Annotated in this window: 11 protein-coding genes; all 11 read right to left on the bottom strand. The window is 64.7% G+C overall.

From position 1 onward, the window contains the following. Positions 1–239: 239 nt before the first annotated feature. On the bottom strand, positions 240–1256 hold the full coding sequence (fliG, locus tag ACREE8_RS18885; protein ID WP_431574553.1) for a flagellar motor switch protein FliG: 1017 nt from the start codon (positions 1254–1256) through the stop codon (positions 240–242). Between the two features lie 46 nt (positions 1257–1302). Further along, the gene (gene fliF / locus ACREE8_RS18880) at positions 1303–2940 is read right to left on the bottom strand and encodes a flagellar basal-body MS-ring/collar protein FliF (protein WP_431574552.1); all 1638 of its coding nucleotides are present in this window, start codon (positions 2938–2940) and stop codon (positions 1303–1305) included. 236 nt (positions 2941–3176) lie between these two features. After that, positions 3177–3467 (bottom strand): DUF1153 domain-containing protein, encoded by a 291-nt coding sequence (locus ACREE8_RS18875; protein WP_151118927.1) that lies wholly within the window; start codon positions 3465–3467, stop codon positions 3177–3179. 208 nt (positions 3468–3675) lie between these two features. Continuing rightward, positions 3676–5373, bottom strand: a complete 1698-nt coding sequence (locus tag ACREE8_RS18870; protein ID WP_431574551.1) for a flagellar hook protein FlgE — start codon at positions 5371–5373, stop codon at positions 3676–3678. Between the two features lie 47 nt (positions 5374–5420). Continuing rightward, positions 5421–6110, bottom strand: a complete 690-nt coding sequence (locus ACREE8_RS18865) for a flagellar hook assembly protein FlgD (protein WP_431574550.1) — start codon at positions 6108–6110, stop codon at positions 5421–5423. 15 nt (positions 6111–6125) lie between these two features. Beyond that, positions 6126–7814: a flagellar hook-length control protein FliK gene (locus ACREE8_RS18860; RefSeq protein ID WP_431574549.1), complete on the bottom strand. Its 1689-nt coding sequence runs from the start codon at positions 7812–7814 to the stop codon at positions 6126–6128. Positions 7815–7856: 42 nt separating this feature from the next. Further along, entirely contained in the window at positions 7857–8264 is a 408-nt protein-coding gene (gene fliS / locus ACREE8_RS18855; protein WP_431574548.1) for a flagellar export chaperone FliS, read from the bottom strand. A 62-nt stretch (positions 8265–8326) separates the two neighbouring features. After that, positions 8327–9511, bottom strand: coding sequence for a flagellin (locus ACREE8_RS18850; protein ID WP_431574547.1), 1185 nt, complete (start codon positions 9509–9511; stop codon positions 8327–8329). A 663-nt stretch (positions 9512–10174) separates the two neighbouring features. Next, complete coding sequence (fliS, locus tag ACREE8_RS18845; protein WP_431574546.1) at positions 10175–10615, bottom strand: flagellar export chaperone FliS; 441 nt, start codon at positions 10613–10615, stop codon at positions 10175–10177. An 83-nt stretch (positions 10616–10698) separates the two neighbouring features. After that, complete coding sequence (gene fliD, locus ACREE8_RS18840; protein ID WP_431574545.1) at positions 10699–12798, bottom strand: flagellar filament capping protein FliD; 2100 nt, start codon at positions 12796–12798, stop codon at positions 10699–10701. Between the two features lie 2 nt (positions 12799–12800). After that, entirely contained in the window at positions 12801–13148 is a 348-nt protein-coding gene (locus ACREE8_RS18835) for a flagellar protein FlaG (RefSeq protein WP_431574544.1), read from the bottom strand. Positions 13149–13150: the final 2 nt, after the last annotated feature.

Here is a 13150-nt window from a genome sequence, read left to right as displayed (position 1 = left end):
TCGCGCTCGGCGCGCGCCTCGGCGCGGCCGGCGGCGCGGCCCGCGGCGTGACCTTCCTCGCGCGCCTGGCGCAGATCGGCTTCGCCGAACCTGAGCGCAGGCGGCTTCTCCGGCTTCGCTTCCATGGGCGAATCGAAGGAGGTCTCGAACAGGAACTTGCCGGAAACTGCCATAGCGCTCGTCTGTGGGTGCGGGCCTGAGTTCCACTGCGAGCCGGACCGGCCCGCAGCGATCGGGTCCTAGTAGATGAGTTCGTCTTCGCCCTTCTTGTCCGACAGGATGATCTCGCCCTTGGCCGAGAGATCCTTGGCGATCTGGACCATGGCCTGCTGCGCCTCGTCGACGTCGCGCAGGCGGACCGGCCCCATCGCCGCCATGTCCTCGCGCAGCATCTTTCCGGCGCGCTCGGACATGTTGGAGAAGAAGAGTTCGCGGAGATCCTCCGACGCGCCCTTGAGGGCGGTCCCGAGCTTGTCCTTCTCGACCGCGCGCAGCAGCGTCTGGACGCCGCCCGGGTCGAGGTTGCCGAGGTCCTCGAAGGTGAACATGAGGGCCTTGATGCGCTCGGCGGAGTCGCGGTTGCGCTCCTCGAGCGACGACATGAAGCGGCCCTCGGTGTTGCGGTCGAGATTGTTGAAGATTTCCGCCACCAGCTCATGCGCGTCGCGCCGGTTGGTGCGGGCGAGGTTGGTCATGAATTCATTGCGCAGCGTGCGTTCCACGTCGTCGAGCACGTCGCGCTGCACCGCCTCCATGCGCAGCATGCGCATGACCACTTCCATGGCGAAGGCTTCGGGCAGATGCGTCAGCACGCGCGCGGCGTGGTCGGGCTTCACCTTGGAGAGGACGACCGTGACGGTCTGCGGATATTCGTTCTTGAGGTAGTTGGCGAGCACCACCTCGTTGACGTTGCCGAGCTTGTCCCACATGGTCCGACCCGCGGGGCCGCGGATCTCGTCCATGATGGCGTTGACCTTGTCCTTGTCGAGCACCTTCATCAGCAGCCGCTCGGTGCTCTCGAAGGAGCCGTGCAACGAGCCGGTCGAGGTCATGCGGTTGGCGAACTCGACGAACAGCTGCTCCACCACGGAGGAGTGGATCATGCCGAGGTTCGCCATCGTCTGCGAAACCTCCTTGATCTCGTCCTCGTCCATGAGCGCGAACAGCCGCTGAGCGCCGTCCTCACCCACGGACAGCATCATGACCGCTGCCTTCTGAGCGCCGGAGAGACTGTCTATCTTCTGAATTTCCGCCACGTCTTCTTACCTTTGATGGGCGTCGGTTGTTCCGTTGCGATCCAACTCAGCTATCCTGGTACATCCAGCCGCGCATGATGCCGACGGCCTCCTCGGGGTGCTTCGCGACGAGCTCGCTGATCTTCCTGATCGAGGAGGCGCGCACCTGGCCCTCGATCTGGCCGATGTCGATCATCCGTTCGATCTCGTCGCCGATATTCGGGCCTGGCGTCATCGCGGTGCTGCCGTCGGGCGAGGGCAGGGCCATCTGGCCGCCGGTCTGATCGGTGATCTGGCCTGCGGTCGCCGGCTTGGGCGGCGAGAGCAGGCGATTGAGCATCGGGCGCAGGCCGAACATGATGGCGAGCGCCCCCAGCAGGGCCAGCACCAGCATCTCGACGATCCGCACCATGTCGGCGCGGCTGAAGCCCATGAACAGGCCGGCATTGGCATCGCTGCCGATCTCGGTATTGTCGGCGAAGCGCATATTGACCACTTCGACCGTGTCGCCGCGCTTCTCGTCATAGCCGATGGCGCTCTTGACCAGCTTGCCGATCTGGTCGAGCTCCTGGGCGGAGCGCGGCGCATAGGTGTTGGTGCCGTCGGCGGCTGTCGAATAGGTGCCGTCCACCAGCACCGCGACCGACAGCTTCTTGATCTGGCCGGTCTCGCGGATATGGACCTGGGTCTCCTTGGAGATCTCGTAATTGACGGTCTCTTCCGTGCGCTGCGAGCTGGTGGCGCTGGTGGAGCCGCTCGTGCCGCCGCCGCCGGTCGGGTTGGGCAGGTTGTTGGCGACCGTCACCTGGTCGCTGGGCTGCGCATCCTGGGAATTGTTCTTTTCCTCGACGGTCTGGGTCGAGCGCACCACCTGGCCGTCCGGATTGTAGGTCTCGGAGTTGGTGGTCACGCGATCGAAATCGAGATCGGCCGTCACCTCGGCGCGGATCTTGCCGTAGCCCAGCGTGCGCTGGAGCAGCTCTTCGATGCTGCGCCGGATCTTGTTCTCATAACCGAGGCGCATTTCCTCCGACGAGCCCGACAGCTCCGAATCGTCGCCGTCGCCCGACCCTGCAGCCAGCAGCGTGCCGGTCGAATCCACGATCGAGACGGCATTGGGCTTGAGGCCCGGCACCGCGGCCGCGACCAGATGCTCGATGGCGGAGACCTGCTGCTTGTCGAGCACGGCGCCGCCGGCCATGGTCAGGATGATCGAGGCCGAGGGATTGGGCTGTTCCTTGGCGAAGAGCTGGCGCTCCGGAATCACGAGATGGACGCGGACATTCTTGACCAGCTCGATGGTCTTGATGGTGCGTGCCAGCTCGCCTTCCATGGCGCGCAGCTTGTTGACCTGCTGCTCGAAGCTGGTGGTCCCCAGCGGCTGCTGCTGGTCGAAGATCTCGTAGCCGATCGAGCCGCCGCCGGGCAGGCCTTCCTGCGCCATATTCATGCGCAGCTTGAGCGCCTGGTCGGCCGGCACGCGAATGGAGGTGCCGTCGGCGCCGATCTGATAGGGCACGCCCATCTGATCGAGCTTCTCGACGATATGGCTGCTGTCGGCCGGATCGAGATCGCCATAGAGCAGCGCCATGTCGGGCGTCGACAGACGCATGCCGATATAGGCGAAGAATCCGAGCAGCAGCAGGGCAATGCCGCCAAGCGCACCGAGCTTGACGGGCCCGAGCTTGCGCAGGGTCTCCATCATGACGCCCTCGCGGTCTGACGATCGGGGGCGTGGCAAATCAGACAGAATTTCAGGGACATTCGCGCCGTGATGCGTGGGGCCTATCGATGTTCCCGACGCTAAGCGCGCGAAGTGAAAAAGCTATTAATCGGCGGCAGATTTTGCCGGGTAAACCGGCAAGTTCTGCCGGCCCGGTGATTCATTCGTTGTTAGCGTTCTGCAGGCTCGCCGTTCCCGGCCTGTGGATAACAGGCCAATCACGGATAGCGGGCAGGCTCGCGATAATCCTGAAGCCGCGTGACCCTCAGTCCCTTGATGCCATGGGCGTCGATCTGACGCTGCCAGCTCAGGAACTCCTCGACGGAAAGCTGATAGCGCTCGCAAGCCTCCTCGAGGGTGAGAAGGCCCGCGCGCACGCCGGTGACGACCTCCGCCTTCCGCCGAATGACCCAGCGCTTGGTGCCGGGGGGCGGAAGATCGTCGAGCGACAGCGGCAGCCCGTCGGGGCCGATGATCCGATGCGACCTACCTGGGCGATCGAGCGTCATTGTGTCTCGCTCCGTCTTGGACCGATGGTTGCGGTCGTCAATGTCCGCGACCTGTCCTGAGCGTAACGCCAACCGCTTTAAGGAAGACCTAAATCGCACAGTTAAGCAGAGCTGTATCCTGGCGTTTCGGCCGTCACAAACCCTGCTCGGGTCGTGACGGCCGGCGCTTTGTCAATGTTTCGTCAATGGCTGTTAACGGCTTGCGCTATTAACGGCGGATCTGCAGGAGCTCGCTCAGCATGTCGTCGGCCGTGGTGATGACCTTGGCCGAGGCCGAGTAGGCGCGCTGCGTGATGATCATGTTGGTGAACTCCTCGGCCAGGTCGACCGTCGAGGATTCCAGCGAGGAGGGCGAGACCTTGCCCGCACCCGCCGTGTTGGCCTCGAGCAGCACCGGATCGCCGGAGTAGGTCGTGGTCTGGTAGGCGTTGCCGTTCTGGGCGGCGAGGCCGTTCGGGTTGCGGAAGGTCGCGACCGGCAGCTTGAAGATGTCGCGCTGCTCGCCATTGTCGAACAGGGCCGTCACGATGCCGTCCTCGTTGATCGAGATGCCAGTGAAGGAACCATAGGTCAAGCCGTCCTGGGCATTCACCTTGGCGGCATACTGGCCGGCGAACTGGGTCACGCCGTCGGGCATGCCAGGCGTGCCGAGATCGAGCGTGACCTGCTGGCGATCCTGGGTCGAGTTGGTGAGCGGATCGTTGTCGTAGTCGACCAGGAAGTTCAGGTGGTTGTTGGTGTCGACGGTGGCATAGGGCGCCGTCGGGACGATGCCGCCCAGGGTTCCGTCGGCATTGAAGGTCACGGTCGCCAGCGGCACGCCGTTGGTGGCGTGGTTCTGGAAATTGACCGTCGTGAAGGCGGCACCCAGGTTGGTCGAAAGGGTGGTGCGATCGCCCGCGACGTCGAGGTCGTAGGTCGAAGCGCCGTTCAGGTCGAGGGTGAAGCTTCCGCCGGCACCATCGGTGAAGGTCAGCTGATCCGTGTTGGTCAGATCGTTGCCGGCCACGGTCGGCACCGTCGCGGTGAAGGGCGTGGCGCCGATATTGACGGTGATCGTGGTGGTGTTCGGCGGGGCGCCGCCGGGGGCGTTCACCGTGAAGGGACCGACCAGGCCGCTGATGTTACCGGTGGCGGAGGTGAGGCCGAAGTTGGACGTGTCCGACAGGGTCGCGGTCGGGAAGTAGTTCGTGGTGGACGCGGCGAAGGTCGCAGCACCGGTATCGTCGGAGGCGTAATTGCCGCCGCCCGCGAGACTGCCCAGCAGCGACCAGGTATTGGCGCCGGTCTTGGCCCAGGTCATGTTCATGACCTGCGTCGTGCCTTGCTTGTCGTAGAGCTGAACCGAGGTGTCATGCGTCGTGCCGGTGATATCGTTGGCCGGCAGGTTCAGGGCCCACTGGATGTTCGAGGTCGGGCGCGCGGTGCCGGTCAGGTTCGAGACGTTCACCGTCTCGAGGCTCTGCAGCAGGTTCGTGTTCGCCGGCAGATTGCCCTGGTTGTCCAGGCGCCAGCCCTGCAGGAAATACCCATTCTGGGTCAGGTTGCCGCTGGCATCCGTCGTGAAATGGCCGGCGCGGGTGTACATGTAGTTGTTGCCGACGCCCGGATTGGCCGCGTCGTTCACGACGAAGAAGCCGTTGCCGACCAGCGCCACGTCGGTCGGCGAGGAGGAGCCCTGCAACAGGCCCTGCCGGTCGATCATCTGGAACGGGGTGGAACGCACGCCGCCGGGCGAATAGGTCGAACGCGACGCGGCTTCGGTCACCAGGGTCTGGAACTGGGCCCTGGTGCCCTTGTAGCCGATGGTGTTCACGTTCGAGATGTTGTCCGAGATCATGCCCAGCGCCTGGCTCTGCGCCGCGAGGCCGGAAACACCGGAAAACATTGCGCCGTAAATGCTCATTTTTTTCTCCTAGAGTCTTCTTCTGAAGGCGTGAGGGGGTGAGGCAATCAGGTGGAGCTGCCGCTGGCCGTTGGCGAACGCACCGATCCGACCTTGCTCAGCGGCACGTCGAGATCGCCGATCGACAGATGGAATTCGCCGTCGATGCGCTGCACGGCGTCGACCTTGCCGCGCGTGCCCGTGGTCACGGCGAGCTGGACATTCTTGTCGTCGACCGCCTGGACCGAGATGTCATAGACGCCATCGTCGAGCTGGTTGCCCTTCTGGTCCTTGCCGTCCCAGGTCAGGTCATGCGAGCCGGTCTTGGTATCATCGAGCGGAATGGTCCGCACGGTCTGGCCGTCGGCATCCTTGATCACCAGCGTCGCCGTCTGGGCGTCGCTCGAGAGGTCGTAGGAAATCTGCGCGGATCCATCCTGCAGCATGACCTGGTCGCTCTGGGCCTCGATCACATTGTTGAGGAAGCTCAGCGCCGCCATGGCCTGGTTGTCGGACTGCACGCCCAGGAGCGAATCCAGCTTCTGGTTGGTCTCGATCTGCTGCTCGACGCTGGTGAATTCGACCAGCTGCTGGGTGAACTGGTTGGTGTCGAGCGGCGACATGGGATCCTGATATTGGAGCTGCTTGGTGAGCAGCGTCAGGAAGTTGTCGAAATTCTTGGAGAAGGAAGACAGGGCGTTGGTGCCACCATTGGAGCTGGTGCCCGTGTTCGTTCCGACGCCATTGACGGTGGTCATGTTGCCTTGCTCCTTTTATACGGCGATGTTCACGCGGCCATCGGCGGCGGCACGGATCGCATCGGCTGTGCTGGCAATGCGGTAGGTCGGGCGGTAGCTGCGTTCGGCCTCGTCGGCAACCGCGGTCGCGGCCTGCCAGGCGGCCGGGCCCGGATTGTTCTGCTGGTTCTGATATTGCTGACGCTGCTCGCCCTGCAGATTGAAGCTGAGGGAGCTGCCGTCGGTCTTGAAGCCGGCATCCTGGAGCGCGCGCTCGAGGCCGCCGGCGTCGCGGCGCAGCAGCTCGAGCGTCTGCGGCCGGTCGGCGGCGATGACGGTGTTGATCGTGCCGGAGCGGTCGAAGTCCAGCTTGATCTCGATGCGGCCCAGATCGTGCGGTACGATCTGGATGGTGATGTGGTCGCGCCCGTTGGCGACCGCGCGCTGGATCTGCAGCGGCAGCTGGTCATCCTGGGTCAGGAACTGGCTGAGCTTGTCGGCAGGCACCTGGATGGTGGTGCGGGCGGCCATATGGGTGCGCGGATCGACGGCGCCCGTATTGGCGGTCGTGTTGCTGGCGCTGGCGCTGTCGGCTGCGTCGCTGGGGCCGGGGGTCTTGTTGCTGTCGTCGGACGCGGCCTTATCGGCGCGACCGTCGCTCGCGGTGCCGGTCGGCGCCGGCTCGGACTTGGGCTCCGCCTTCTTGGCGCTCTCCACGGCGGAGACCGCCGGGGTCGTGTCGCGGGTATCCGGTTTCTTGGTCTGGGGTGGTGCCACTTCGACCTTCTGGAACGGGCTGGTGGCAGGATCGGGCGTCTTGGCGGGCGGCGCTTCGCCGTCCGGCAAGGGCGCCGCGGCCGTGCTCTTGCTGTCGATCGGGGTGCCGTCGCCATCACTGGGCGAGGTGCCATCCTCCGACGGCTTGTCGGCGTCGGGCTTGGGTTCGAGGCTGATGAAGCTGCCGGCCGCGACGGCCGGATGGGCCGGCGAGGTGGGCGGCGTCGACTTGTTGTCCGTGGCCGTCACCGGCGAGGTCGTGGCGGCGGGATCGAGACCCAGCGTGCCGTCCTGGATCAGCGGCGTCTGGCTGGGGCCGGTTGGGATCACGGCATCGGATTTGGGCGCGAGCGCCGCGTTCGTGCCGTCCTGGGTGAAGGTTGGTTTGCCGTTGTCGGCGCCGAACTTGGCGGCGGCGCGGGCACGAAGCTCGGCGAGAATGGCATCGAGATCGGCGGGGGACACGGTCTGCCCCGGCTCCGTCTGGCTGGCCGTCTTGTCGGAGGCGGTCGGATCGGTCGCGCTGCCGGCATCGGTCGCGTTGTCGTCGCCGGTCAGGGCCGACATGTCGCCATTCTTGGCATTGGCGAGAGCCTGCGCCAACAAGGCCAGCTTGTTGCGGTCGCTGAGCTGGGAGAGATCGAGACCGTTCGCCGAGGCGATGGCGGTCAGCGGATCCGATCCGCTGTCGCCGATCAGGTTCTGATCGGTGGCCGGGTTGTTGGCCATCATTGGATTGAACAGGGCGAGAAGACCCTGCAGGCCGGCCGCGGCGTTGGCCGAGCCATCGCCCGTCTGCTCGGTTTCCTTGGCATTGCCGCCCTGGCGTCCGACCAGGGCGAGCAGGGCGGCGAACATGCCGCCGCCCTTTCCCGCTTGACCCGCAGCCTTGCCGAAAAGGCTCTGGGCGGTACCGGTCGTACCATTATCGGTTTGGATCGCTTCCATGGAGCCGTCGCCTTCCTGGCGCCGCTGGTCGGTGACTGAAGATCAGACGGCGGCGCGCAGCTCGGCGGTCGACATCGAAACGAGGCCGGTCATCCCGGCGAGCTCGTTCCAGGAGTCGCGCAGCGGCTCCAGCATGTTCACCATCCGCTCGGCCGTCTCGATGTCGTTATAGACATTGACGCGCGGCAGCTGAGCCATGATGTGGGCGTAGATCGAGCCGAGGTTGGCGGCGACTTCGCCGCCCTGCTCGGTGTCGAGCGTCACATAGAGGAAGCCGACGATCTCCATCGCCGCGGTGACGGCATTGCAGCGACCCTCGATATCCCCCGAAGCGGCCGCCATGCCGGCGATGCGGATGGCCGCGATGGCCTCGTCATAGAGCATCACGATGCGGCGGGCGGGTTCGGCTTCGATCAGGCTGTCGATGTCGCAGTGGCGAATGATGGTCATGACGGTCGTCCTTTTTCTTTTTGTTCTGGTTCTTGTATCGGGTTCGCGGGATCTGCCGGCCGTTACTGGAACAGCTTGAGCAGGTCCTGCGGCATCTGGTTGGCCTGCGCCAACATCGCCACACCGGCCTGCACCAGGATCTGTTTCGAGGTGAAGGTCGTCATTTCCGACGCGATATCGAGGTCGAGCAGGTTGGATCGGGCCGCTTCGGTATTTTCCACTGCGGAGGAGATGTTGGCGGCGGCGAATTCGAGGCGGTTCTGATAGGCGCCGACCGCGGCGCGCGACGTATTCAGGATGTCGATCGCGTTGCCCAGGAGGTCGGAGGCCATGTCCGAGGTGGTCATGGTCGTGATGTCGGTGCCGTTGATGCCGAGATTGGCCCCGCTGATGCCGTCGATCGCGACGCTGATCACGTCCTTGGTCACATCCGTGCCGGTGCCGACCTTGAAGCTGAAGGTGGCTGAGCTCGAACCCGAGAAATGCAGGCCATTGGCGGCGCCCGGGGCGACGGTCGTCTGGGACTGGAAGGCCGTATTCAGCGAAAGGACCAGGTCACCGGTGTTCGTGCCGGTCGGGAGCAGCTTGACGCCGGCGCCCGTGAGCATGGTGCCGTTGGCGGCGAGCACGGTGGACGCGATCGCGCCGCTATAGCTGTTGGTGCCGTCGGTCAATGTGAAGGTCGCATTGCCCGAGCTGTAGCTCAGCGTGTAATTGTCGGTCGCCGCGGTCGTGGTCGTCAAACCGTGGCCGGTGATGCCTGAGATGCCGTCGGCCGTCGCGAAGGCGCCGCTGGTATTGAGACCGGCGCCCGCCGTCGTCAGCGATCCGTTGACCAGCTGGTTGCCGTTGAACTCGGTCGAAGCCGCGATGCGGTTCACTTCGGCCAGCAGCAGCTGATACTCGGTATTGAGCATGCCGCGTTCCGTGTTCGAGAGCTGGCCCGAACCGGCCTGGACCGACAGCGTCTTCATGCGCACCAGCACGTCGTTGATGCGGGCCATGGCGCCGTCGGCGACCTGGAGCATCGAGACGCCCTGGCCGGCATTGACGCTGGCCTGGCGCAGACCCTGCACCTGGCTGTTGAGGCGCGAGCCGATCGCCATCGAGGCGGCGTCGTCCTTGGCGGACACGACGCGGCTGCCTGAGGAGAGTTTCGCCAGCGACGAGGTCGCGGCCGCATCCGACGCCTGCAGATTGCGGTGCGCGACGTTGGCGGCGTAGTTGGAAATCGCGTTGAGAGCCATCTTCTGTCTCCTGAACTTCAGGTGCCTGCCGTGCCCTTTTCGGGGCCCATGTCACGGCGTCGGCGTGTCCTAAAACCCGATGCGGCGCTGCCGCCCCTTCCTTGTCGGTGGCGAACCGTCCCTTGGGATGGACGACGCGCGCGACGGGTCTTTCAGAGGGAGATAAGGCAAGCGGCGGGCCAACTGCCGGGCCAACCTGTAACCATTTGAAAGAGCAACGATATTTTTCGATGGTTGGCGGGCCGGCCGAAGATCGAACCAATGCGAGGCAAGTTTTTCAGGGCATTGCCGGCAGTTTCTGCCGCAGGACCGGCCGCTTCCTGCCGGGGTGGACCCTCGAAATCCCTGTTCGCCAAGGATCAGCCGGGGGCGCGGGCCCCGGGCCGAGGCTCAGTCAGCAAATGCCCTGCCAATATGGTGAAGGAGTGGGGGCATAGATCGTTTGGGTGGTGCGCAGGCGCTCAGTCGTCACCCTGGCCCCCGGGTCCGGTCTTAGGTCGGCCGGAGGATGAACTCCGGCCGAGCTCCATGAACACCCATCGAGCAGAGTGGGGCGCGGCCCTGTGTTCAGTGCGGGAACGCCAAAAGCCGCCGCTGCCGAAGGGCAGGGCGCTTTCTTTATGAGGCGGGAGTCAGAAGGTCAGGAGAAGGAGGACGCCGCCCTCAGGCCGAGACCGTCATGCGGCGGTCGGGGCCGGCGTTATCGCTCGGATTGGGGCGCTGGGCCGCGGCGGCCTGGGCCTCGCGCTGGACCAACTCATGCCAGGAGCGGCGCAGCGGCTCCAGCAGGACCGCCACCTCCCGTGCCGGCGCCGGGTCGTTCTTGATGTCGACCTGGGTCAGGCGGTTCAGCATGAAGCTGTAGAGCTTCTCGAGATTGGCCGCGATCTCGCCGCCCTTCTCGAGGTCGAGCGTGCGCCACAGGGTCTCGATGATGTTGGTGGCGCGCTGATTGGCGTTCCAGCGGCCCTGGATGTCGCCGCGCTCGATGGCCTGAACGGCTTCTCCGAGGGAGCCGATGGCGCGGTCGATGAGCATGGCCACTCGCTTGGCGGGCGAAGCCGCCGAAAGCTCTCGTGCGAGATAGGCCGTGGTGCCGTTCATGGTTTAAAAGCGCCCTTGTCTCAAAAGCGTTTTACCGGGACGAACTATAGAATCGATCCCTTAACGGGGCGTCACTCCCGGGCTTAGTTCTTCTGCGACCAGGCGTCGGTGGTCTGCTTGATGCTGTCCAGGATGCTCTGCATCTGGGCGAGCTGCGTTTCCATGTTGGTGAACTTCTCGGTCAGCAGCGTCTTCTGATAGTCGATGCTGGCAAGCATGGAATCGACCCGGGTCTGGGTCTGAGTGTTCTGGTCGGTCAGCGCGTCGACCTCGGTCTGGATCGAGCCGCTGGTTGCGTCGAGAGCCGACTGCAGATCGAAGAACATCTGCGTGGCGGCGCCCACCGTGAAGTTGATCGAGACGTTCGAGAGGTCGCCGGTGCCCGAATAGAACAGCTTCAGGCCGTTCGCGCCGGTGGCGTTTGTCGCCGTGATGGTGTTGCCACTGAAGGTGGTCGAGCCGGCGACGCCATTGATGGTGGCGCCCGTGAGGTTGGTGCCGTCATCGGTCAGGTTCAGTGTGTAGCCGGTCTGGCTATAGGCGGTCGCGCCGTTGAAATCCAACAGCGATATGCGAGGATCCGACGAGGAGAAATCGAACGCGAACATCCGGCGGACATCTTCGGGATTCGAGGTCAGCATCGAATCGAGCTTGGTCTCGTTGAGCTTGAGTGTGTCCTTGTCGAGGGGGTCGGTGACAGTGTTGTTGTCGACGAAATCGATGCCGATCTGAGCGATGACGGAGAAAGCCTTGCTGACGCCCTGCGTGCCGTTGCCGATCACGGAGCTCAGCGCCTGCGAGATCGAAGACAGCGTGCGCGAGCCGTAGAGCGGGCCGGCATCGGCGCTCTTGGCGCCGGTGCTGCTGTCGGTCTGGTTCTGCTCGTTCACGAAGTGGCGAACGGCATTGTAGGCGGTGACGAAAGACGAGATCTGTGTCTTGACCGCGCTCAGGTCGCGATCGATGTCGAGCTTGACGGTCGTGCCGGGCTCGGCGCCGTAGAGGCTGAGCGTGACGCCGTTGAAGAGGTCGCTGATGGTGTTGCTGCTGCGCTCGATCAGCAGGTTTTCCTTGGCCGGCGTGGTGGCCGTGAGCAAATTGCCGGTGTCGCCGCCGAAGGCGATCGAGGCGCCGTCGGTCTTGACGATCTGGAGCTTGTAGCCGCCATCCGACTGGATGACGCTGGCGGTCACGCCGAGGCCGCCGGCGGTGATGTTGCTCGCCAGGGTCTGCAGGCTGTCGGTGTCGTTGTAATTCACCGTCTGGATCACGGCGCCGTTGGCGTCGCGGATCTCGAAGCTATGGCTGCCGGCCGAGACGCCGCCCGACGCCAGGGTCGCGGTCGGGCCGGAAAAGGCCTTGGTGTCCCATTTCGAGGAATCGAGCAGGCCGTCGGCATAGAACAGGGCCGTCTGCGGCGCCTGCAGCTGGTTCGACAGCGTGGTGCCGCCGTCGTTCGAGATGCCGAGGCCGGAGAGCACGCCGCCGGTCTCGTTGCTGAAATGGATGGTCTGGCCGGTCTGGTCGGCCGTCAGCACCAGGTAGTTCTGGCCGGTACCGACCGAGACGATGCTGGCGGAAACGCCGGTCGCCGTGGAGCCCGTGTTGGCCGCGTTGATCCGGTCGCGCAGATCCTGCAGCGTGTCGGTCGCGGAGAGCGTGAACGTCTTGCTGGAGCCGCTGCCAACCTGCATATCGAAGCTGCCGGCGAGGCCGAGGGCCGTCCCGGTGCTGCTGACCGCCTTGGTTCCCAGCTTGTGCGAAGTCGCGGTGCGCTGCACCTCGATCGTATGGCTGCCGAGGGTCGCCGCGTTGGTGACCGTCATGCCGACCAGGTTGGAGGCGCTCGACGGGGTCTGGCCGTCGGCGCGCGTCGTCGACGCGAACACGTCCTTCGCCTGGAAGACGTTGGTCGAGCCGTCGATCGATACCGCGCCGCGCAGCTTCGACAGCGCGTCCTGCAGCGTCTGCAGCAGCGACTTCAGGTCGTTATAGGCGGTGATCTTCTTGGTGTTGTCGGTGATCGTGGTCTTCAGATTGTCGACCGGAACGGTCTTGGCGGTGATGATGCCGTTGATGATGGACTGGTAGTCGAGTCCGGAAGAGAGCCCGGAGAAGGTAACCTTCCCCGTGGTGCTGTCGACACCGACATTGCTGAGATTGATTCCGGACGTGGTCGTCATGATCAGGCCTCCGCCTTCATCAGCTTGCCCAGCAGCTCGCGCGAGATCGCATAGAGCTTGAGCTGAGCCTCGGTCGGATATTCGGCGACCATCTTGCCGTTATTGCGGTCGACGATGCGGGCCACATAGCGCTGCGCTGCACGGTCCACGCTGAGTTCTGCCCGCGTCATGGGCAGCTTGGGCATTTCCAGGGCCGGCGCCGTGGTAACGGCATCGGTCAGATCGCGCTCGGCAACCGCCTGGCGCTGAGCAGTCATGGCCTCGGAGCTCGCCGCGCCCCCGCTCGGGAGAGACGACGGATCGTTGCTTTGCGCCGGGGCCGGGAGGGAAGAGAGTCCGCGGATTTCCATGA

Source organism: Hypericibacter sp., from assembly GCF_050729195.1.
Lineage (GTDB): Bacteria > Pseudomonadota > Alphaproteobacteria > Dongiales > Dongiaceae > Hypericibacter.
The sequence above is the reverse complement of the archived record's forward strand: the minus strand, read 5'-3'. Positions and strand labels throughout refer to the sequence as shown.

Excerpts from the sequence above, each read along its gene's own strand:
- ACREE8_RS18875 (WP_151118927.1), bottom strand. The coding sequence starts at position 3,467 with ATGACGCTCGATCGCCCAGGTAGGTCGCATCGGATCATCGGCCCCGAC.
- fliF (WP_431574552.1), bottom strand. The coding sequence starts at position 2,940 with ATGATGGAGACCCTGCGCAAGCTCGGGCCCGTCAAGCTCGGTGCGCTT.
- ACREE8_RS18860 (WP_431574549.1), bottom strand. The coding sequence starts at position 7,814 with ATGGAAGCGATCCAAACCGATAATGGTACGACCGGTACCGCCCAGAGC.
- ACREE8_RS18850 (WP_431574547.1), bottom strand. The coding sequence starts at position 9,511 with ATGGCTCTCAACGCGATTTCCAACTACGCCGCCAACGTCGCGCACCGC.
- ACREE8_RS18835 (WP_431574544.1), bottom strand. The coding sequence starts at position 13,148 with ATGGAAATCCGCGGACTCTCTTCCCTCCCGGCCCCGGCGCAAAGCAAC.
- ACREE8_RS18865 (WP_431574550.1), bottom strand. The coding sequence starts at position 6,110 with ATGACCACCGTCAATGGCGTCGGAACGAACACGGGCACCAGCTCCAAT.
- ACREE8_RS18870 (WP_431574551.1), bottom strand. The coding sequence starts at position 5,373 with ATGAGCATTTACGGCGCAATGTTTTCCGGTGTTTCCGGCCTCGCGGCG.
- fliS (WP_431574546.1), bottom strand. The coding sequence starts at position 10,615 with ATGAACGGCACCACGGCCTATCTCGCACGAGAGCTTTCGGCGGCTTCG.
- fliD (WP_431574545.1), bottom strand. The coding sequence starts at position 12,798 with ATGACGACCACGTCCGGAATCAATCTCAGCAATGTCGGTGTCGACAGC.
- fliS (WP_431574548.1), bottom strand. The coding sequence starts at position 8,264 with ATGACCATCATTCGCCACTGCGACATCGACAGCCTGATCGAAGCCGAA.